This window comes from Streptomyces sp. B93 (genome assembly GCF_018070565.1).
GTDB lineage: Bacteria > Actinomycetota > Actinomycetes > Streptomycetales > Streptomycetaceae > Streptomyces.
This window is the reverse complement of sequence record NZ_JAGPXL010000001.1, coordinates 264,474-285,141: the sequence shown is the minus strand read 5'-3', so window position 1 is coordinate 285,141 and position 20,668 is coordinate 264,474. Positions and strand designations below refer to the sequence as shown.

Sequence of the window (20,668 nt, the reverse complement as noted above, 5' to 3'; positions counted from 1 at the left end):
CGCGGCCATGGTGGCGAAGAAGACCGCCGTACAGCAGCCGGCGTCCTCCGGCAGGTCTACGAGGACATCCGGAGGTGCGGCCAGGGACGTGGCGGGGAAGAAGACCACGACGGCCACGAAGGGCGCGGCCTCGAAGAAGAAGGCGGTCGGGAAGACGGCTGCCGGGGAGACGACGGCCCCGGCGAAGAGGACGGGCGCGAGGACCACCGCCAGGAAGGCGACCGCCGCCAAACCGGCGGCCGGGCAGGTCCCGGCTCCGGAGGGTGCCGGTGCCGGGAAGGACACGGCCGGGGGCACCACCCGGAGCAGTACGAAGAGCACCACCAAGAGCACCACCAAGAGTGCGGCCAAGAGGACCACGGTCAAGAAGACGACGGCCAAGAAGACGACGGCCAAGAGGAGCACGGCCAAGAAGGCGGGCGCGGCCGAGGCCGCGAAGCAGACGGGAGCCACGACGGTGGTTGCGAAGAAGACTCCTGGCACGGCCACGGCGGCCACGACCGCCGTCCCCAAGGCGCGGGTCGCCGCGGTGGAGCCCGGCGAGCTGGCGGTTCGCCCCGGTGAGGACCCCTGGACCCCCCAGGAGGTCGCGGAGGCCCGTGCGGAGCTGGTGTCCGAGGCGGAACGACTGCGCGAGGAGATCTCGGGGATCGAGCGGTCCCTCGCCGGTCTGATGCGGGACTCCGGGGACGGAGCGGGCGACGACCAGGCCGACACCGGCGCCAAGAACATCACGCGCGAGCACGAGCTGGCGCTGGCGGCCAACGCGCGCGAGATGCTCACCCAGATTGAGCGGGCCCTGGAACGGATCGACGCGGGCACCTACGGACTCTGCGACAGCTGCGGCAACCCCATCGGCAAGGCGCGGATGCAGGCCTTCCCGAGGGCGACGCTGTGTGTGGAGTGCAAGCAGAAGCAGGAGCGCCGGTACTGAGCCGAGCATCGGGGTCCCGGACGGTGTGCCGTACCCTCGTGCTCAGTCAGGTACCTAGGTTGAGGGACTCACGTGGCAGAGGCGGAGCGGATCATCGGTACGCCGGACACTCCGGACGCGGCGCGGGCCGAGCGGGAGCGGCCGGGCGACGACGCGGCGTCGGGCGAGCGGTCCGGCGGCGGCGACCCGGCGGCGGAGACCGTGGCTGGTGCGCCCGGTGGGGCCGGGGAGACCACGGCGGCGGTCGGCGTGTCCGGCTCCGGTGAGCCGGAGGACGCGGACGGGCGGCCGCGGGGCAGGCGGCGGATCGCCGTGCTGTTCGCCGTCGCCGTGTTCGCGTACGCCCTCGACCTGATCAGCAAGATGATCGTGGTCGCCAAGCTGGAGCACCAGGAGCCGATCCAGGTCGTCGGCGACTGGCTGGAGTTCCGGGCGATCCGCAACGCGGGCGCGGCCTTCGGCTTCGGCGAGGCGTTCACCGTGATCTTCACGGTGATCGCGGCCGTGGTGATCGTGGTGATCGCCCGGCTCGCCCGCAAGCTGTACAGCCTGCCCTGGGCCATCGCGCTCGGGCTGCTGCTCGGCGGGGCGCTCGGCAACCTCACCGACCGGATCTTCCGGTCGCCGGGGGTCTTCGAGGGCGCGGTCGTCGACTTCATCGCGCCGAAGCACTTCGCCGTCTTCAACCTCGCCGACTCGGCGATCGTGTGCGGCGGCATCCTCATCGTGCTGCTGTCGTTCCGGGGCCTCGACCCGGACGGCACGGTCCACAAGGACTGAGCGCGGGGGCGGGCCTCTCGTACGGGGCTGTCCGACCCGTCCGGCATACTCGACGGGTGAGCACGATTCCCGAGATCCGTACCCTGCCCGTGCCGGACGGCCTGGAGGGCGAGCGCGTCGACGCCGCCATCTCCCGCATGTTCGGCTTCTCCCGTACCAAGGCGGCCGAGCTGGCCGCGGCGGGCAAGGTGCTCGTGGACGGCACGGTGGTCGGCAAGTCCGAGCGGGTCCGTGGCGGCGCCTGGCTGGAGGTGGAGATGCCGCAGGCGGCCGCGCCGGTGCAGGTGGTCGCCGAGCCGGTCGAGGGCATGGAGATCGTGCACGACGACGATGACGTGGTCGTCATCGTCAAGCCGGTCGGTGTCGCCGCGCACCCGTCGCCGGGCTGGACCGGGCCGACGGTGATCGGCGGTCTCGCCGCCGCCGGGTACCGCATCTCGACCTCCGGCGCCGCCGAGCGCCAGGGCATCGTGCACCGTCTGGACGTCGGCACCTCCGGCCTGATGGTGGTGGCCAAGTCCGAGTACGCGTACACGTCGCTGAAGCGCCAGTTCAAGGAGCGCACGGTCGACAAGCGCTACCACACCCTGGTCCAGGGCCACCCCGACCCGACCAGCGGCACCATCGACGCCCCCATCGGCCGCCACCCGCAGCACGACTACAAGTGGGCGGTCACCGCGGACGGCAAGCCCTCCGTCACCCACTACGACCTGATCGAGGCGTTCCGCGCGGCCTCCCTGCTCGATGTGAAGCTGGAGACCGGCCGCACCCACCAGATCCGGGTCCACATGGCCGCCCACCGCCACCCCTGCGTCGGCGACCTCACCTACGGCGCGGACCCGACGCTGGCCAGGCGGCTCCGCCTGACCCGGCAGTGGCTGCACGCCGTACGCCTCGGCTTCGAGCACCCCGGCGACGGCCAGTGGGCGGAGTTCTCCTGCGACTACCCCGAGGACCTCCAGCAGGCCCTCGACCAGGTCCGGGCGGAGACCTACGGCTGAGCGAGGGCGGCCTCAGGGCCGGTTCGCGCGGGGAGCCGGGTGGGGTGTCGTGTGCGCCCGCCGTACGGCGCCGTCCGGGGAGGGCTGGCGCGGGACGCCGTTCGGCAGGACCGCGTCGGCCGTGTTGACCCGCGGCAGGGCGTAGGGGTGCTCCTTCGCCAGCCAGGTGATCATCTGCTCGCGGACCGTGACCCGGACCGTCCAGACGTCGTCCGCGTCCTTCGCGGTCATCAGCGCCCGCACCTCCATGGTGCTCGGCGTGCTGTCGGTGACGGACAGGTTGTAGTCGCGGCCGTCCCACGCCGGGCAGTTGCGCAGGATGTCCCGGAGCCGCTCGCGCATCGCGTCCAGGGGCGCGGAGTGGTCCAGGTGCCAGTAGACGACGCCGGTGAGCTGCGAGGTGCCGCGCGTCCAGTTCTGGAACGGCTTGGAGGTGAAGTACGACACCGGCATGGTGATCCGGCGTTCGTCCCAGGTGCGGACCGTGAGGTAGGTCAGGGTGATCTCCTCGACGGTGCCCCACTCGCCGTCCACCACCACGGTGTCGCCGAGCCGGACCATGTCGCCGAAGGCGATCTGGAAGCCCGCGAACATGTTGCCCAGCGTGGACTGGGCGGCGACACCGGCGACGATGCCGATAATGCCCGCGGAGGCCAGCAGCGAGGCACCGGCGGCGCGCATCGCGGGGAAGGTCAGCAGCATCGCCGCCGCGGCCACCACCCCGACGACCGCCGCGACCACCCGCATGATCAGCGACACCTGGGTGCGCACCCGGCGGACCCGGGCGGGGTCGCGCTGGGCGCGGTGGCTGGCGTAGCGGCTGTACGACGTCTCGACGACCGCCGCCGCGATCCTGATGACCAGCCAGGCCACCGAGCCGATCAGCACCAGTGTCAGCGTCCGGCCGATGCCGACCTCGTGTTCCTGGAGCAGCCGTGCCGAGTCGTAGGAGCCTCTCAGCATGGCCGCGCAGAGCATCAGCTGGTAGGGGATGCGGCCACGCCTGAGCAGACCCCACAGCGGGGTCTCGGGGTGGCGCCGGTCGGCCTTGCACAGCAGGCGGTCGGTGGCCCAGCCGATGAGCAGCGTCAGGACGACCGAGCCGCCGACCACGATCAGCGGGCGGAGCAGATTCTCCATGCCTTCGAACGTAACCGCCGTCGGGCGGGCCTGAACATGTGACTTCGGGAACGTTCCGGGTAGGGGAGCGGGCGTGTGATGTCGTACCCGGCTGGCACCATGGCCCCATGAACATCATGCTCTTCCACTCGGCCTACGGACCGCGCCCGGCGGTGCGCGCGGCGGCGGACCGGCTGCGCGCCGCGGGACACGAGGTGTGGACGCCGGACCTGTTCGACGGCGCGACGTTCGAGACGGTCGAGGAGGGCATGGCCCACCAGGACGCCATCGGCAAGGACGAGCTGCTGAAGCGGGCGGTGCTGGCCGCCGCGCCGTACTCGGAGCGGGGCCTGGTGTACGCCGGGTTTTCCCTCGGCGCGTCCATCGCCCAGACCCTCGCCCTGGGCGACGAGCGGGCGCGCGGGCTGCTGCTCCTGCACGGCACCTCCGACCTCGCGCCGAACGTCGCCGTGGACGGGCTGCCGGTGCAGCTGCACGTGGCCGAGCCGGACCCGTTCGAGACGGACGACTGGCTGAGCGCCTGGTACCTCCAGATGGGCAGAGCGGGCGCCGACGTGGAGATCTACCGGTACGCCGGGGCCGGTCACCTCTACACCGACCCCGGCCTCCCGGACTACGACGAGGAGGCGGCCGAGGCCACCTGGCGGGTGGCGCTCGGCTTCCTCGGGACGCTCTAGCGTGCTCAGCCCGCGGCTCGGTACGCCGCCCAGCTCTGCTGCATGCGCGTCACCTGGCCCGAGGTGAACTGGTACATGCAGGAGTCGTAGGTGTAGTCCATGAAGTTGTGGATCGGGTCCACACCGCTCTGGCGGGCGCAGCTGTCGCGGCCCTCGGGGCACTGGTAGGCGGCGCTCTTCTCGGCGGGGGTGTCGTCGACGTAGTCGCCGTTGCCGTTGCAGCCGCCCTGGAAGGTGTGGTACAGGCCCATCCAGTGGCCGACCTCGTGGGTGCCGGTGTCGCCCTCGTTGTAGTTGGCGGCCGAGCCGCCGGGCAGGGACGCGTCGAGGATGACGACGCCGTCCATGGAGGGGCTGGACTTGTAGGAGCTGGGGAAGGTGGCCCAGCCGAGGAGGCCGCCGCCGATGTTGGCGGTGTAGATGTTGAGGGCGTTCGCGCCACCGGTGCGCAGGGCGGCCTTCATGGCCTTCTCCTCCTGCGAGCCGTAGCCGACGGTGTACCAGGCGGCGTTGTCGGTGTAGTCGGTGCCCGCCAGGGTGAACTGGAAGCCGGAGTCGGTGTTGCCGCTGCCCTGGCCGCCGAAGGCCGAGTTCAGCACGTTCATCTGGGCGTTGATGTCGGTGGCGGAGAGCTTGCCCGCGCTGCCGTTGTGGATCACGTGGAAGTACACGGGGATGCTGGTCGCCGCGGCGGCGCTGAGGCTGCGGCGGTTGGACGGCAGCTGGTCGAGCTTCTTGCGCAGGTCGGCGTCCATCGCCTGGGCGCGGGCGGCGCTGATCTCGTTGGGCTCGGCGATGTGCTCGCCCGCCCCGGGACGGATCTCGCGGGCCGCGGCGTGGGCGTCGGTCTCCTCGGTGCACTCGGCGGCCGACGGGGTGCCCGCCGCGGCGACGCCGGTGGGGGCCGACAGCGGGGTGAGCAGCAGGGTTCCGGCCACGACGGCCGTGCCGAGAAGGCGTCTGCTCGTAAGGGGTGATATCCGGGCAAGCGCACGCATGTTGACTCCTGGCGGATGCGGTGGGGAGAGAGGCGCAGGGGTCTTCCTGGCCATCCGCCCGGAGATTACGTGGACATGACCAGGCCGGAAGAGGAGTGATCAAGCCCAATCAAATAACCGGCGAACAGGGGTAATCGGGATGATGAACTGATCGGTCGTCCGGAGTTTGAGACTCCGGCGTAACGGGAGCGGTGACCGGGGCGGGTGGTGTGTCCGCATTCGGGATGCCGTTCACACCACCCGCCGTAGCGATGTGATCTCCCCTTAACCGCGCGCAAACGGGCCACGGTTGGCTGGAAATCGACGGTCTGTCGTCGGAGTCACCGGCCGGTCGCCGGGATCACACCGGGTCGTAGGCGCGCTCGACCTTCTGGGTGCCGCTGCGCGTGCGGTACGAACGCACCCACGAGGAGGCCGTGTCCGCCTTGGTGCGGTCGGCCAGGACGTAGTAGTCCATCTGCGCCCGCTCGGCGGTGAGGTCCAGGACGCCGTAGCCGTGGCGGTCCGTGTCGACCCAGTGGACATGCCGGTTGGCGGCCCGGATCACCGGGGAGGCGAGGGCGGAGACGGCGCCCTCGGAGACCTTCAGGATGTCGTCGAGGTTGTCGGAGGTCACCGAGGTGACGACGAACTCGGTCGCCGCCGAGGCGGACAGCGGGTACGTGCCCGCGTTCACCGGCACGTCGTTGGCCCACGCCATGTGGATGTCGCCGGTGAGGAAGACGGTGTTGCGGATGGCGTGGGAGCGCAGGTGGGCCAGCAGCTCCCGGCGGTCGTCGGTGTAGCCGTCCCACTGGTCGGTGTTGACCGCCAGCCCCTCCTGCGGCAGCCCCAGCAGCTTGGCCAGCGGCTTCAGCAGCTCCGCGGAGAGCGAGCCGACGGCGAACGGCGCGATCATCACCGAGTTGCCGACCAGCCGCCAGGTGGTGTCGGAGGAGGCGAGTCCCGCCTTCAGCCAGTCGAGCTGCGCCCGGCCGGTCAGGGTGCGCTCCGGGTCGTCCACCGAGCCGTTGCCGAGGGCCGCCTGCTGGGAGCGGAAGCTCCGCAGGTCGAGCAGCGACAGGTCGGCCAGCTTGCCGAAGCGCAGCCGTCGGTAGGTGGTGCCCGCGATCGCCGGGCGCACCGGCATCCACTCGAAGTAGGCCTGCTTGGCGGCGGCCTGCCGGGCGGCCCAGGCGCCCTCCGCGCCCTCCGTGTGGTTCTCGGCGCCGCCCGACCAGGCGTCGTTGGCCATCTCGTGGTCGTCCCAGATGGCGACCACGGGCGCGGCGGCGTGCAGCGCCTGGAGGTCGGGGTCGGTCTTGTAGCGGCCGTGCCGGGTGCGGTAGTCGGCCAGTGTGAGGATCTCGTGGGCGGGTTCGTGGGGCCGTACGACGGTGCCGCGGGTGCCGTACTCGCCGGTGCCGTACTCGTATATGTAGTCACCGAGGTGCAGCCAGGCGTCCAGGTCTCCGCGGGCGGCGAGATGCCGGTACGCCGCGAAGCGGCCCGCCTCCCAGTTGGCGCAGGAGACCACGCCGAAGCGCAGGCCCGTCACCGCGGCGTCGACGGCCGGGGCGGTGCGGGCGCGGCCCACGGGGGAGTCGGTGCCGTCCGCCGAGAAGCGGAACCAGTAGTCGGTCGCGGGCCGCAGGCCGCGGATGTCGGCCTTGACGGTGTGGTCGGAGGCGGCGGTCGCGGTGGTGGCGCCCTTGGCGACGACGTTGCCGAACGCCCGGTCCGTGGCGACGGTCCAGGAGACGGTCACGTCCGGGCCGAGCCCGGAGCCGGGTACCGCCTCCTCGGTCGGCGTTACGCGCGTCCACAGCAGGATGCCGTCGGGCAGCGGGTCCCCGGAGGCGACGCCGTGCAGGAAGGCGGGGGCCTCGGCGGCGGCGCGGGCGGGTGCCGCGGCGGCCAGCGGAGCGGCCAGGACCGCACCGGCGGCGGCCGCTTTGACGACCGTACGACGGCGCGGGGCAAGGGAGTTGGGGTCCGTGTGGGATCTGTGGCGACTGGTCACGGCCGATCAGATTACTGATCGGTAGGGGACTGGGTAAGGCCGCGGACGTGAAGAGCGGGCGAACCCCGGGGAGTTCGCCCGCTCCGCTCGCCGTCCTGTCGCTCCGGCTACTTGGTGACGCCCGCGTCCTTGAGCGCCGTCTGCCACTCCTCGACGCTGCTCGGGTTGCTGATCACCTTGTCGTTGATCTTGATGGTCGGGGTGGAGCTGACGTCCTCGGTGTCGTCGAAGGTCTTGCTCATCTTCATCGCCCAGGCGTCGTAAGTGCCCTGCTCGACGGCGTTCTGGAACTCCTTGTTGTTCTTCAGGGCGTCGACCGTGTTCGCGACCTTGATCAGGTAGGCGTCGTCGGCCAGCTCGTCGGTGGACTCCTCGGGGTGGTACTCGGCCGAGTACAGCGCGGCCTTGTAGTCGAGGAACGCCTCCGGGCTCACGTCCAGCGCGGCGCCCATCGCGCTCAGCGCGTTCTTCGAGCCCTCGCCGCCGAGGTTGCCGTCCAGGAAGGTGCCGATCGTGAGGGACAGCTTGTAGTCGCCGTCCTCCATGCCCTTGTTGACCGTCTCGCCGATGTTCTGCTCGAAGGAGGCGCAGGCCGGGCAGCGCGGGTCCTCGTAGAGGTGGACGACGTTGTCCGTCTCGGAGTCGCCGATCAGGACCGTGGTGCCGTCCTTGCCGGAGGTGTTGGCGGGGGCGACCACCGTCGCCTTCGCCGCCTCCTCCCACTTGGTGGGCTGGTTGTTCTGCACGACGGCGTAACCGATGCCGCCGGCTATCGCCAGGACGCCGACGATCGACGCGGCGACGATCAGCTGCCGCTTGGCCTTGTCCCGCTTGGCCTGGCGCTCGCGCTCCTGGCGCAGCCGCTCCCGGGCCGCCTGCTTGGACGCCTGGCTGTTCCGCTTGCTCATGGTGATGCTCTCCGTGGTGGGACGCGCGCACATCCGGTGCGCGGGAGGTGTGAAGGTGGGGTCGTGCCTCGGCGGGCCCTCAGACGAGGGCGGCCGGGCACGGCGGTCCACGCCGTCCCAGACAGTGGGTGAGCAGCAGGTCACGCGCGGCGGCCGTACGGTGCGCGGGCCGCGGCAGCCGGGTGCGGGCCGGGGCGCGGCGGGTGCCGATCGCGGCGACCGCGAGCAGCAGCGGCCGGAAGGTGGCGGTGGCCGCCGCCCGCAGCAGCCGGTCCAGTGCCCGTTCGCCGCGGTGCAGCCACCAGGCGGCCAGCAGTCCGACGCCGATGTGGGCGCCCAGCAGCAGCCACGCGGTGCCCGGGCGGGCGTCGGCCAGCAGGGCGGCGAAGCGGTCCTGCCCGGTCCCGGCGACCTGGGCCAGCGGGGTGCCGATCTCCCCGGCGCACAGCACGTCGAGGCCGACCGAGCGCAGCGGGCCCGCGACCGGGCCGCCGGCCGCGCCGTAGCAGGCGTGCTGGCCCGCGGTGAAGACCGTGTCGGCGGCCAGCTCCAGCGGGATCAGCAGGGCGGCGATCCGGCCGAAGCCGCGGGCGCGGCCCGCGAGGGCGTAGGCCAGGACGAACACGGCCGCGGCGATCGCCGAGACCGTGCCCAGCGGCAGCGGGACGCCGGACAGCAGCACGTGCGACGCGGTGCTGAGCGTCACGACCAGTGCCGTGAACAGCGCCGCGCGTACGGCTCGCAGCTGGGTCCCTGATATGTCCATCGCGCTAGAAGTGTGGCACGGACCGTCGTAAGGGACTCCTAAAGGGTCCCTGTGAGACCGCGCACGGACGTCACAGACCGGGTATCCGGCCGTTGCGGAACAGGTCGACGAAGATCTGGTGGTCGGCACGCGCGCGTGCCCCGTAGGTGTGGGCGAAGTCGGTCAGCAGCGGCGCGAAGCCGTCCTCGTCGGCGGCGAGCGCCGCGTCGATGGCGCGCTCGGTGGAGAAGGGCACCAGGGACTCGCCGGAGGTGTCGTCCGCCGCCGCGTGCATCGTCGCCGTGGCCCGGCCCAGGTCGGCGACGACCGCGGCGATCTCCTCCGGGTCGTCGATGTCGTCCCAGTCCAGGTCCACGGCGTACGGCGAGACCTCGGCGACCAGCTGCCCCGAGCCGTCCAGCTCGGTCCAGCCCAGCCACGGGTCGGCGTGCGCCTGGAGGGCGCGCTGGGAGATCACCGTGCGGTGGCCCTCGTGCTGGAAGTACGCGCGGATCGCGGCGTCGGTGACGTGCCGGGAGACGGCCGGGGTCTGGGCCTGCTTGATGTAGATCACGACGTCGTTCTCCAGGGCGTCGCTGTTGCCCTCCAGGAGGATGTTGTACGACGGCAGACCGGCCGAGCCGATGCCGACGCCGCGGCGGCCCACGACGTCCTTGACGCGGTAGGAGTCGGGCCGGGCCAGCGAGGACTCCGGCAGCGTCTCCAGGTAGCCGTCGAAGGCGGCGAGCACCTTGTAGCGGGTGGCCGCGTCCAGCTCGACGGAGCCGCCGCCGGGGGCGAAGCGGCGCTCGAAGTCGCGGATCTCCGTCATCGAGTCCAGCAGGCCGAAGCGGGTCAGGGAGCGGGCGTCGCGCAGCGCGTCCAGCAGCGGGCCCTCGGCGGTGTCCAGCGTGAACGGCGGGACCTCGTCGCGCTTGGCGCCGGTCGCCAGGGCGTGGATGCGCTCGCGGTAGGCGGCGGCGTAGATCCCCACCAGCTCGGTGATCTGCTCGTCGCCGAGCGCCTTGGCGTACCCGATGAGGGCGACGGAGGCGGCGAAGCGCTTGAGGTCCCAGGTGAAGGGGCCGACGTAGGCCTCGTCGAAGTCGTTGACGTTGAAGATCAGGCGGCCCGTGGAGTCCATGTACGTGCCGAAGTTCTCCGCGTGCAGGTCGCCGTGGATCCAGACGCGCGAGGTGCGGTCGTCCAGGAACGGGCCGTCGCGCTTGTCGGCGCCCGGGTCGTGCTCCAGGTCGTGGTAGAAGAGGCACGCCGTGCCGCGGTAGAACGCGAACGCGGAGGCCGCCATCTTGCGGAACTTCACGCGGAACGCGGCCGGGTCGGCGGCGAGCAGTTCGCCGAAGGCGGTGTCGAAGACGGTGAGGATCTCCTCGCCGCGGGGCTCGGCGCTGAGCTGCGGTACCGACATCGCTGGGTGCCTCCTGGTGCCTGGCTGCTGAGGGTGACGGCGGCCGTGCTCCGCGCGCTGGCGGCGGCCGTCGTTGTCGTAACGTCCGGGGGTCCGCGGGAGTGCCCGCGGCTCCCGCCCGAAGGTACGTGGATCAGCCCCGCGAGTGTCAGTGCCGGGGCATAGACTTCGACGCTGTCCCCCCAGACTGTCCGCAGCCTGTCGCCGACTGTTCTCCTAGGAGGCCGAACGTGTCGAAACCGCCGTTCACGCACCTGCACGTCCACACCCAGTACTCGCTGCTGGACGGTGCCGCGCGGCTGAAGGACATGTTCAACGCCTGCAATGAGATGGGCATGACGCATATCGCCATGTCCGACCACGGCAACCTGCACGGGGCGTACGACTTCTTCCACACCGCACAGAAGGCCGGAATCACCCCGATCATCGGGATCGAGGCCTATGTCGCCCCCGAGTCCCGGCGCAACAAGCGCAAGATCCAGTGGGGGCAGCCGCACCAGAAGCGGGACGACGTCTCCGGTTCCGGCGGCTACACCCACAAGACGATGTGGGCCGTGAACAAGACGGGGCTGCACAACATCTTCCGGCTCTCCTCGGACGCGTACGCCGAGGGCTGGCTCCAGAAGTGGCCCCGGATGGACAAGGAGACCATCGCCCAGTGGTCCGACGGCATCGTCGCCTCCACCGGCTGCCCCTCCGGCGAGGTGCAGACCCGGCTGCGGCTCGGCCACTTCGACGAGGCCCTGAAGGCCGCGGCCGACTACCAGGACATCTTCGGCAAGGACCGCTACTTCCTGGAGCTGATGGACCACGGCATCGACATCGAGCACCGGGTCCGCGACGGCCTGCTGGAGATCGGCAGGAAGCTCGGCATCCCCCCGCTGGTCACCAACGACTCGCACTACACGTACGCGCACGAGGCGACCGCCCACGACGCCCTGCTGTGCATCCAGACCGGCAAGAACCTCTCCGACCCCGACCGCTTCAAGTTCGACGGCACCGGCTACTACCTGAAGTCGACCGACGAGATGTACGCCATCGACTCCTCGGACGCCTGGCAGCAGGGCTGCGCCAACACCCTCCTCGTCGCCGAGATGGTCGACACCACCGGCATGTTCGAGAAGCGCGACCTGATGCCGAAGTTCGACATCCCGGAGGGCTACACCGAGGTCACCTGGTTCAAGGAGGAGGTCCGCCGCGGGATGGAGCGCCGCTTCCCCGGCGGCGTCCCCGAGGACCGCCAGAAGCAGGCCGAGTACGAGATGGACGTCATCATCTCGATGGGCTTCCCCGGCTACTTCCTCGTCGTCGCCGACTTCATCATGTGGGCCAAGAACAACGGCATCGCGGTCGGCCCCGGCCGCGGCTCGGCTGCCGGTTCGATCGTCGCCTACGCCATGGGCATCACCGACCTCGACCCGATCCCGCACGGCCTGATCTTCGAGCGGTTCCTCAACCCCGAGCGCATCTCCATGCCCGACGTCGACATCGACTTCGACGAGCGCCGGCGCGTCGAGGTGATCAGGTACGTCACGGAGAAGTACGGCGCCGACAAGGTCGCCATGATCGGCACCTACGGCACCATCAAGGCGAAGAACGCCATCAAGGACTCCGCGCGCGTGCTGGGCTACCCGTACGCGATGGGCGACCGGATCACCAAGGCCATGCCCGCCGACGTCCTCGGCAAGGGCATCAACCTCGACGGCATCACCAACCCCGAGCACCCGCGCTACTCCGAGGCGGGCGAGGTCCGGGCGATGTACGAGAACGAACCGGACGTGAAGAAGGTCATCGACACCGCCAAGGGCGTCGAGGGCCTGGTCCGGCAGATGGGTGTGCACGCCGCCGGCGTGATCATGTCCAGCGAGACCATCACGGAGCACGTCCCGGTCTGGGTGCGGCACACGGACAACGTCACCATCACGCAGTGGGACTACCCGAGCTGTGAGTCGCTCGGCCTGCTGAAGATGGACTTCCTGGGCCTGCGCAACCTGACGATCATGGACGACGCCGTCAAGATGGTGAAGTCCAACAAGGGGATCGACATCGATCTCCTCGGCCTCCCGCTCGACGACCCCACGACCTTCGAACTCCTCCAGCGCGGCGACACCCTCGGCGTCTTCCAGTTCGACGGCGGCCCCATGCGCTCCCTGCTCCGGCTGATGAAGCCGGACAACTTCGAGGACATCTCCGCCGTCTCGGCCCTGTACCGGCCTGGCCCCATGGGCATGAACTCCCACACCAACTACGCGCTGCGCAAGAACGGCCAGCAGGAGATCACGCCCATCCACCCGGAGCTGGAGGAGCCGCTCAAGGAGGTCCTGGACGTCACCTACGGCCTGATCGTCTACCAGGAGCAGGTGCAGAAGGCCGCCCAGATCATCGCGGGCTACTCGCTCGGCGAGGCCGACATCCTCCGCCGCGTGATGGGCAAGAAGAAGCCGGAGGAACTGGAGAAGAACTTCGTCATCTTCCAGGGCGGCGCCCGCAAGAACGGCTACAGCGACGAGGCCATCCAGGCCCTGTGGGACGTGCTGGTCCCGTTCGCCGGGTACGCGTTCAACAAGGCGCACTCGGCGGCGTACGGACTGGTCTCCTACTGGACCGCCTACCTGAAGGCGAACCACCCCGCCGAGTACATGGCGGCGCTGCTGACCTCCGTCAAGGACGACAAGGACAAGTCGGCGATCTACCTCAACGAGTGCCGCCGCATGGGCATCAAGGTGCTCCCGCCGAACGTCAACGAGTCGGTGCACAACTTCGCCGCCCAGGGCGACGACGTGATCCTCTTCGGCCTGGAGGCGGTGCGCAACGTCGGCACCAACGTGGTCGAGTCGATCATCAGGAGCCGCAAGGCGAAGGGGAAGTACGCCTCCTTCCCCGACTACCTCGACAAGGTCGAGGCGGTCGCCTGCAACAAGCGGACCACGGAGTCGCTGATCAAGGCGGGCGCCTTCGACACGCTCGGCCACACCCGCAAGGGCCTGACCGCGCAGTACGAACCGATGATCGACAACGTGGTCGCGGTCAAGCGCAAGGAGGCCGAGGGCCAGTTCGACCTCTTCGGCGGCATGGGCGAGGAGGAGACCAGCGAGCCGGGCTTCGGGCTCGACGTGGAGTTCACCACCGAGGAGTGGGACAAGACCTATCTGCTCGCCCAGGAGCGCGAGATGCTCGGTCTGTACGTCTCCGACCACCCGCTCTTCGGTCTGGAGCACGTCCTGTCCGACAAGGCCGACGCGGGCATCTCCCAGCTCACCGGCGGTGACTTCGGGGACGGCGCGGTGGTCACCATCGGCGGCATCATCTCCGGCCTCCAGCGCAAGATGACCAAGCAGGGCAACGCCTGGGCGATCGCCACCGTCGAAGACCTCGCGGGCTCCATCGAGTGCATGTTCTTCCCGGCGACCTACCAGCTCGTGTCGACCCAACTCGTCGAGGACGCGGTGGTGTTCGTCAAGGGCAGGCTCGACAAGCGCGAGGACGTGCCCCGACTGGTCGCCATGGAGCTGATGGTCCCCGACCTGTCGAACGCGGGCACCAACGCGCCCGTGGTGCTCACCATCCCGGCGACCCGGGTCACCCCGCCCATGGTGAGCCGCCTCGGTGAGATCCTCAGCCACCACAAGGGCGACAGCGAGGTGCGGATCAAGCTCCAGGGGCCGACGAAGACGACCGTGCTGCGGCTCGACCGGCACCGGGTCAAGCCGGACCCGGCGCTCTTCGGCGATCTGAAGGTGCTGCTGGGACCGTCCTGCCTGGCGGGCTGAGCCAGGCACTTGACGTGCGCGAGGGGCGCATCCGACAGCGGATGCGCCCCTCGTTCCCTGCCCGGGCGGTCACCGCCCGTCAGCGGATGTTCAGTTGTGGCCGAAGCGCTTCTGGCGGCCCTTGCGCGCCACGTCGTCCGGGGTGGCCTGGGTGAGACGCTCCTCCGCCTCCGACACGATCGCCGACTGCTGGGCGTCCTGCGGCACGCGCGCGGACTGGGGCTGCTTACGGTCACGGTTCTTGTTCTTGGCCATGGTGATCTGCCTCCTGTGGGGGGTCTAGGGGCCAGGGCCGGGACCAGATTCACATAGGCTGACACACGACGCATTTCGGATAATTACCGTGTGTGACAGGCGTGGTCGCCGTCCGCCCGCCCGATACGCCACGCCGAAGATCGAGTTCCGACCGTTAACCTCCGCACGGTCGGGCAGACTCGAAGGAAGCCCGAAGCAAACCTCCCGGGAAGAGGGTGAGTCGCGTGGACCGCTGCGTCGTCCTGGTGGACGCCGGGTATCTGCTGGGGGCCGCCGCCAGTCTCCTCGCCGGGGAGCCCTCACGGTCCCGGATCACCGTCGACCACACCGCCCTCGTCCAAGGGCTGCGCGAGCGCGCCGAGTCGGACACCGAACGGCAGCTGCTGCGCATCTACTGGTTCGACGGCGCCCCCGACCGCGTCCCCCAGCCCGAACACCGCAGACTGCGGGTGATGCCCCGGGTCACCGTCCGGCTCGGCGCCCTCACCCGCAGCGACGGCCGCTGGGCGCAGAAGGGCGTCGACGCGGCCATGCACGCCGAGCTGACCGAGCTGGCCCGCAACCGCGCCTGCTCCGACATCGTCCTCGTCACCGGCGACGGCGACCTGCTGCCCGGCATGATGGCCGCCAAGGAGCACGGCGTCGCCGTCCACCTGTGGGCCGTACAGGCCGCCGACGGCGACTACAACCAGTCCGAGGACCTCGTCGCCGAGGCCGACGAACGGCGCGTGCTGGACCGCGCCTGGATCACCCAGGCCGTACGCGCCAAGGAACTGTCGGGGGTGTGCGCACCGCCGCCGGTGCCGCGGCCCGAGATCGCCGCGATCCTCTCCGCGCCGCTGCCCGAGTCCGCGCTCACGGCGTCCGGTGAACCGGCCACCGAGGACGCCCCGCACCCCGCCGCCGCGACCACCGCGCCCCGGCTCGCCGAGGACCGGGTGCCCGCGCCCAAGGGCGTGCCCACCCCCAAGGACCTCGCCGCGCTGCGCGCGCCCGGCCCGCAGTCCGCCCAGCAGCCGCCGACCGCGACCCTGCGCTGGTCCTCCGACAAGGGCTGGGTGGACCGGCCCGGCTCTCCCGAGCCGCCCGAGGCCGCCACCATGCCGACGCTCGCCCAGCTGACCACCGCCGAGCAGCGGTGGGCCGACCGGGAGGAGGACATCACCACCGTCGGCGGCGACCCCTACGAGGTCGGACAGGTGTTCGCCCGGCGCTGGATCTCCCGGCTCGGCGACCAGATCCACCTCCAGCGGCTGTCCACGCTGTACCCGCGCATCCCGCACCGCATCGACGGTGAGCTGCTGCGCTACGCCGCCCGGTTCGGGCTGCTCGCGCACAAGGACGACCAGATCGACGAGCACGACCGTTACGCCATCCGGGCGGGCTTCTGGCGCGAGATCGACGTACCGACGGCGGCGGAGCACGCGTCCGCGGGGGAGTGAGACGGGGCGCTTCGCCTCGGGGCGCGGGCTTGGCGGGGAACTGGAGGGGGCGTTCCATGTCGGGGCGCGGGTCCGGGCGGGGAGTTGGGGGTGTTCCATGTCGGGACGCGGTTTCGGGCGGGGAGCTGAGGGCGCGTTCGTGCCGGGACGCGGGTTTCGGGCGGGGAGTGGCTGGAGGGACGTTTCACCTCGGGAGGCGGCTCGGCCGGAGCCTCGGGGCGCGGGTTCGGCCGGGGCGCGGAAGGGGCGTTTCGCCTCGGGGTGCTGGCCTGGGCGGACGGGGGCGTTCCGCACTCGGGCGAGGGTGTGGAGGCCTACCCGCGCGCGGGGGATGCCCGTCGACCCCTTAGGCTCGTCCTTTGTGAATGAACGCGCGGCACCAGCACACCGGCACCCGGCCGAGGTCGTGTGCGCCGTACGCGGACTGACCAAGACCTACCCCGCCGTCCGCGGACGGCGCGGCACCCCCGGCACCCCCGAGGTCCGGGCCACCGACGACGTACGGCTGGACGTGCGACGCGGTGAGATCTTCGGGCTGCTCGGCCCCAACGGCGCGGGCAAGTCCACCCTCGTCCGCCAGATCACCGGGCTGATGCGGCCCGACCACGGCGGCGTCGAGATCCTCGGCCACGACATCGTGCGCCACCCCGAACGCGCCTCGCGCATCCTGGCCTACCTCGGGCAGGAGTCCAGCGCCCTCGACGAACTGACCGTGTCCCTCGCCGCCGAGACCACCGGACGGCTGCGCGGACTCGACATCCGCCGGGCCCGCGCCGAGCGCGACGACGTACTGGACGAACTCGGCCTCACGGAGATCGCCGGGCGCGCCCTGAAGAAGCTCTCCGGCGGTCAGCGCCGCCTCGCCTGCTTCGCCGCGGCGCTGGTGGGCGAGCGGCCACTGCTCGTCCTCGACGAGCCGACCACCGGCATGGACCCGGTCGCGCGCCGCGCGGTGTGGTCCGCCGTCGACCGGCGGCGCGCCGAACGCGGTACGACGGTGCTGCTGGTCACCCACAACGTCATCGAGGCCGAGACGGTCCTCGACCGGGTCGCCGTCATGGACCGCGGCCGGGTCATCGCCTGCGACACGCCCACCGGGCTGAAGGAACAGGTCGCCGGTGAGGTACGGGTCGATCTGGTGTGGCGGGAGCGGGCACCGCTGGACGTGCCCGAGGTCGCCGCGCTGCGCGAGCGGGTCGAGGAGTCCGGACGCCGCTGGACGCTCCGGCTCGGCCCCGAGGAGGCCCGCGCGGTCGTCTCCACCGTCACCGGCGGTGCCGCCTTCGCCGCCCTCGACGACTTCACCCTGACCACGCCCAGCCTGGAGGACGTGTACCTCGCGCTCGGCGGGGCGGCACGGCAAGGGCTGGTGAAGGCGTGAACGGCGGACGGGAGCGGGCGAGCGCGGTGAGCGGACGCACCGTCGTATCCGTATCGGACGGGGCGGGCGCCGCAGTGCACCCCAGGAACGTGGACCCTGCGAAAGGGAGCAGCGCGACGTGAGTGTCGTACCCGCGGAGGTACTGCCGGGCAGCGCCCTGGCCGTCGACGAGCACGCCGGACCGGCGGCGGAGCTGGGGCCGCGCGCGCGGCTGTGGCCGTCGCTGGCGGCCGTCTACCGGGCCCAGCTGTCGCGGGCCCGGGTGGCGCGGATCCCGCTGCTGTTCGTGGCCACCTTCCAGTCCGTCGGCATCATGGTCATGATGCGGGGCGTGGTGGACGGCGGCAGCGAGGCACAGGCCGTGGTCGCCGGGTCGTCCATCGTCGTCGTCGCGTACGTCGCGCTGAACCTGCTCGCCCAGTACTTCGGCCAGCTGCGCGCCACCGGGGGCCTCGACCACTACGCCACCCTGCCGGTGCCGCCCGCGGCCGTGGTGCTGGGGGCGGCGGGGGCGTACGCCTCGTTCACCGTGCCCGGGACCGTGGTCACGGCGCTGTTCGGGTGCGTGCTGTTCGGGCTGCCGCTGACCCACCTGTGGATCCTGCTCGCCGTGATCCCGCTCGCGGGCGCCGCGCTCTCCGGGCTCGGTGCGGCCTTCGGGCTGCTCGCGCCGCGGCCCGAGCTGGCCACGCTGCTCGGGCAGCTCGGCATGTCCGCCGCGCTGCTGCTGGGCGTGCTGCCCGCCGAGCGGATGCCGGAACCGATCCAGCTGCTGCGTGACCTGCTGCCCTCGACGTACGGCGTCGAGGCGTACGCCCGGACCTTCTCCGCGGACCCGGACTGGGCGCTGGTCGTCGGTGACCTCGCCGTGTGCGCCGGGGTCGGGGTGATCTCGCTGGCCGTGGCGACCTGGGCCTACCGGCGGGCGGCCGTCCGGTGACGCGTGTCCGGGTGCGGCCTGGCACGATGTCAGGGTGACCGCTCCGTTGACTCCACCGCCGCCGCCGCATGAACAGTCCTCGCAGGCCTCGCCGTACTCGCGTCCTGCGTGGCCGCCGTCGCCCGCCGGGGCCGTACAGGACGGGCCAGGGATGAGGACCGAGCTGCGGGAGGCCGCGTTCGTCACGGTGGTCGTGGCGCTCGCGGGGGTGCTGCTGGGCGTGCTGTGGAACTGGCTGGCGCCTCGGGTGCCGCTGGTGGGTGAGGTGACGGACGGCAGCTGGGTCGTCTACCTCAAGGACACCGAGGGGGAGCAGCGGATCGGGGTGGACGGGACGTTCACGCTGCTGGCGCTGGCGTTCGGCGTCGTGAGCGCGGTGGTGGTGTTTCTGCTGCGGCGGCGTGGGGGTGTGCCGTTGGTGGTCGCGCTGGGGGTTGGCGGACTGCTCGGCGCGTTGCTGGCCTGGCGGGTGGGGGTGTGGCTCGGGCCCACGTCGGATGTGATCGGGCATGCGAAGGATGTGGGGCGGGGGGTCACGTTCGCCGCGCCGTTGAAGCTGGGGGCGAAGGGGGCGTTGTTGGCGTGGCCTGTCGCGGGGCTGGTGGTGCACCTGGGGCTCACGGCGTTGTTCGGGCCGCGGGATCCTGAGGTGCCGTACGGGGTGCCCAAGGGGTAGGTCCGGTGGGTGCCCGGCGTTGGGGCTGGGCGGGGGGCGTTGCGCAGCCCGGCGCGGCGGGGTGCCTCCCCCAAGCTCTTCGAGCAGGGGGTACCCCCAGCGCCCACCCGTGCCGCCCCAGCGGCACGACTGCCCGCAGCTATGTGCGAGCTGGTGCCCGCAGCTGTGTCGCTGGAGTTACGCCGGGCGTCTGCCGTGGTTGGACTTGCCCTTGCGGGTGCGCCACTTGCGTTTGCGGGTCTTCTTCGACATGCCCTTTTTCTCTAGTCGAGGGGAGGGCGTTCGTCGAGGGGTCAGGGGCGGGCGATGGGGGCGAGGGTCGCGGTCGTGAGGTCGGCCAGGTCGGTGGGGGAGAGTTCGACCTCCAGGCCCCTGCGGCCCGCCGAGACGCAGATCGTGGTGTGGGCGGTGGCGGAGGCGTCCAGGACCGTGCGGAGCTTCTTGCGCTGGCCGAGGGGCGAGATGCCGCCCCGGACGTAGCCCGTGGTGCGCTCGGCGAGGGCGGGGTCGGCCATCGCGGCGCGCTTGCCGCCCACCGCGCTCGCGAGGGCCTTCAGGTCGAGGGAGCCCGCCACCGGGACCACGGCCACCGTCAGCGTGCCGTCGACGTCGGCCACCAGGGTCTTGAAGACCCGGTCCGGGGAGACACCCATCGCCTCGGCCGCCTCCTCGCCGTAGGACGGGTGGGAGGGGTCGTGGTCGTAGGAGTGGAGCGTGTGGGGGACGCCCGCGGTGGTGAGGGCCACCGTGGCGGGCGTGCCGCCCAACTGCTGCTGTTTCTGCTGCTTCTTCGACTTCTTCGCCATCTTCGCCATCGGTTCTCAGTTCAAGCTGGTCGGGCCCCTGGTCAGGTCCGACGCGGGCAACGACGGCAGACTACGGATGATCGCCGTCTCGGAGCGAAGGAGTTTCAGTTCGTCCCGCAGCCGGGACGCAGTGTCGGGGGCCTGGAGGAGCCGCTGCTTGGTCGGTGTGTCCAGCATCATCGCGGCGGCGACCAGGTAGGACACCACGGACGGCTCGTCGGGGAGTTCCCCGCCGGTCGACAGTGACCGCTCCCGCGCTCCCGCAAGCCGCTTCTGGTACTGCCGGAACGACCGCAGCACGCCCTCCGCGAGCGCGCCCGCCTCGTCGCCGGGTTCCTCGGTGAGTTCCTCCAGCTCGGCGGTGAGGAACGGGCCGGAGGAGTCCACCGACAGCAGCCGCACCCGGGTAGTGCCGGTCGCCAGCACCTCGAAGGTGCCGTCGGCCCGCTCCCGGATGGTCGCCGCGTCGGCCACGCAGCCGATGCCGTGGAAGGCCTTGGCGGGGTCCGTGCCGAACCCGGCGGCGGGCCCGCGCTCCGGCACCGCCGTGGGGTCCGGCATGCCGGATGCGCTCGGCGCGACCTCGTGGCCGTCGCGGATGGCGACCACGGCGAACCGGCGCGGCTCGTCCTCCGGCATCTTCAGCAGCGTGCGCATCATGGCGCGATAACGCTCCTCGAAGACGTTCAGAGGAAGGACGAGCCCCGGGTACAACACCGAGTTCAGGGGAAAGAGCGGCAGCCGGACGGTGGTCACGGCGCAAAAGCCTAATGGTCGGCGGAGG

General features: G+C 71.2%; 18 protein-coding genes. 9 read left to right on the top strand and 9 right to left on the bottom strand.

The window, feature by feature from the left end:
- The first annotated feature begins 88 nt into the window (after positions 1–88).
- From KBY47_RS01330 to KBY47_RS01320, 3 genes are all read left to right on the top strand, one after another.
- Entirely contained in the window at positions 89–934 is an 846-nt protein-coding gene (locus tag KBY47_RS01330) for a TraR/DksA C4-type zinc finger protein (protein ID WP_374103048.1), read from the top strand.
- A gap of 72 nt (positions 935–1,006) precedes the next feature.
- A complete protein-coding gene (lspA, locus tag KBY47_RS01325) occupies positions 1,007–1,714 on the top strand; it encodes a signal peptidase II (RefSeq protein WP_210918954.1) in 708 nt (235 codons plus the stop codon).
- 56 nt (positions 1,715–1,770) lie between these two features.
- On the top strand, positions 1,771–2,715 hold the full coding sequence (locus KBY47_RS01320; RefSeq protein ID WP_210918953.1) for an RluA family pseudouridine synthase: 945 nt from the start codon (positions 1,771–1,773) through the stop codon (positions 2,713–2,715).
- 12 nt (positions 2,716–2,727) lie between these two features.
- Here KBY47_RS01320 and KBY47_RS01315 read toward each other — a convergent pair whose 3' ends face one another.
- Complete coding sequence (locus KBY47_RS01315; protein WP_210918952.1) at positions 2,728–3,855, bottom strand: mechanosensitive ion channel family protein; 1,128 nt, start codon at positions 3,853–3,855, stop codon at positions 2,728–2,730.
- A 107-nt stretch (positions 3,856–3,962) separates the two neighbouring features.
- Between KBY47_RS01315 and KBY47_RS01310 the strand changes: the two genes are divergently transcribed.
- Complete coding sequence (locus KBY47_RS01310) at positions 3,963–4,532, top strand: dienelactone hydrolase family protein (RefSeq protein WP_210918951.1); 570 nt, start codon at positions 3,963–3,965, stop codon at positions 4,530–4,532.
- 5 nt (positions 4,533–4,537) lie between these two features.
- On the opposite strand, the gene KBY47_RS01305 is transcribed toward KBY47_RS01310, so the two are convergent.
- The 5 genes from KBY47_RS01305 to KBY47_RS01285 all read right to left on the bottom strand — a co-directional run bounded on the left by KBY47_RS01305 (position 4,538) and on the right by KBY47_RS01285 (position 10,614).
- Positions 4,538–5,530, bottom strand: coding sequence for a zinc metalloprotease (locus KBY47_RS01305; protein WP_210918950.1), 993 nt, complete (start codon positions 5,528–5,530; stop codon positions 4,538–4,540).
- A 340-nt stretch (positions 5,531–5,870) separates the two neighbouring features.
- Positions 5,871–7,532 (bottom strand): alkaline phosphatase, encoded by a 1,662-nt coding sequence (locus tag KBY47_RS01300; protein WP_210918949.1) that lies wholly within the window; start codon positions 7,530–7,532, stop codon positions 5,871–5,873.
- A gap of 107 nt (positions 7,533–7,639) precedes the next feature.
- Complete coding sequence (locus KBY47_RS01295; RefSeq protein WP_210918948.1) at positions 7,640–8,440, bottom strand: DsbA family protein; 801 nt, start codon at positions 8,438–8,440, stop codon at positions 7,640–7,642.
- Between the two features lie 79 nt (positions 8,441–8,519).
- Positions 8,520–9,206, bottom strand: a complete 687-nt coding sequence (locus KBY47_RS01290) for a hypothetical protein (protein ID WP_210918947.1) — start codon at positions 9,204–9,206, stop codon at positions 8,520–8,522.
- A 70-nt stretch (positions 9,207–9,276) separates the two neighbouring features.
- Positions 9,277–10,614 (bottom strand): DUF2252 domain-containing protein, encoded by a 1,338-nt coding sequence (locus KBY47_RS01285; RefSeq protein ID WP_210918946.1) that lies wholly within the window; start codon positions 10,612–10,614, stop codon positions 9,277–9,279.
- A 230-nt stretch (positions 10,615–10,844) separates the two neighbouring features.
- On the opposite strand from KBY47_RS01285, the gene dnaE reads away from it, so the two are divergent.
- Positions 10,845–14,384 (top strand): DNA polymerase III subunit alpha, encoded by a 3,540-nt coding sequence (gene dnaE, locus KBY47_RS01280; RefSeq protein ID WP_210918945.1) that lies wholly within the window; start codon positions 10,845–10,847, stop codon positions 14,382–14,384.
- Positions 14,385–14,474: 90 nt separating this feature from the next.
- Here dnaE and KBY47_RS01275 read toward each other — a convergent pair whose 3' ends face one another.
- Positions 14,475–14,639: a hypothetical protein gene (locus KBY47_RS01275; RefSeq protein WP_210918944.1), complete on the bottom strand. Its 165-nt coding sequence runs from the start codon at positions 14,637–14,639 to the stop codon at positions 14,475–14,477.
- A 224-nt stretch (positions 14,640–14,863) separates the two neighbouring features.
- Here KBY47_RS01275 and KBY47_RS01270 point away from each other — a divergent pair, with 224 nt between their 5' ends.
- The 4 genes from KBY47_RS01270 (at position 14,864) to KBY47_RS01255 (ending at position 19,078) form a co-directional block, all read left to right on the top strand.
- Positions 14,864–16,081, top strand: coding sequence for an NYN domain-containing protein (locus KBY47_RS01270; protein WP_210918943.1), 1,218 nt, complete (start codon positions 14,864–14,866; stop codon positions 16,079–16,081).
- A gap of 406 nt (positions 16,082–16,487) precedes the next feature.
- Entirely contained in the window at positions 16,488–17,462 is a 975-nt protein-coding gene (locus tag KBY47_RS01265) for an ABC transporter ATP-binding protein (RefSeq protein ID WP_210919155.1), read from the top strand.
- A gap of 118 nt (positions 17,463–17,580) precedes the next feature.
- Positions 17,581–18,402 (top strand): ABC transporter permease, encoded by an 822-nt coding sequence (locus tag KBY47_RS01260; RefSeq protein ID WP_210918942.1) that lies wholly within the window; start codon positions 17,581–17,583, stop codon positions 18,400–18,402.
- A 34-nt stretch (positions 18,403–18,436) separates the two neighbouring features.
- Positions 18,437–19,078: a DUF2567 domain-containing protein gene (locus tag KBY47_RS01255; protein ID WP_210918941.1), complete on the top strand. Its 642-nt coding sequence runs from the start codon at positions 18,437–18,439 to the stop codon at positions 19,076–19,078.
- 293 nt (positions 19,079–19,371) lie between these two features.
- Here KBY47_RS01255 and ybaK read toward each other — a convergent pair whose 3' ends face one another.
- On the bottom strand, positions 19,372–19,884 hold the full coding sequence (gene ybaK, locus KBY47_RS01250; protein ID WP_210919154.1) for a Cys-tRNA(Pro) deacylase: 513 nt from the start codon (positions 19,882–19,884) through the stop codon (positions 19,372–19,374).
- A 15-nt stretch (positions 19,885–19,899) separates the two neighbouring features.
- Positions 19,900–20,640: an LON peptidase substrate-binding domain-containing protein gene (locus tag KBY47_RS01245; RefSeq protein WP_210918940.1), complete on the bottom strand. Its 741-nt coding sequence runs from the start codon at positions 20,638–20,640 to the stop codon at positions 19,900–19,902.
- Positions 20,641–20,668: the final 28 nt, after the last annotated feature.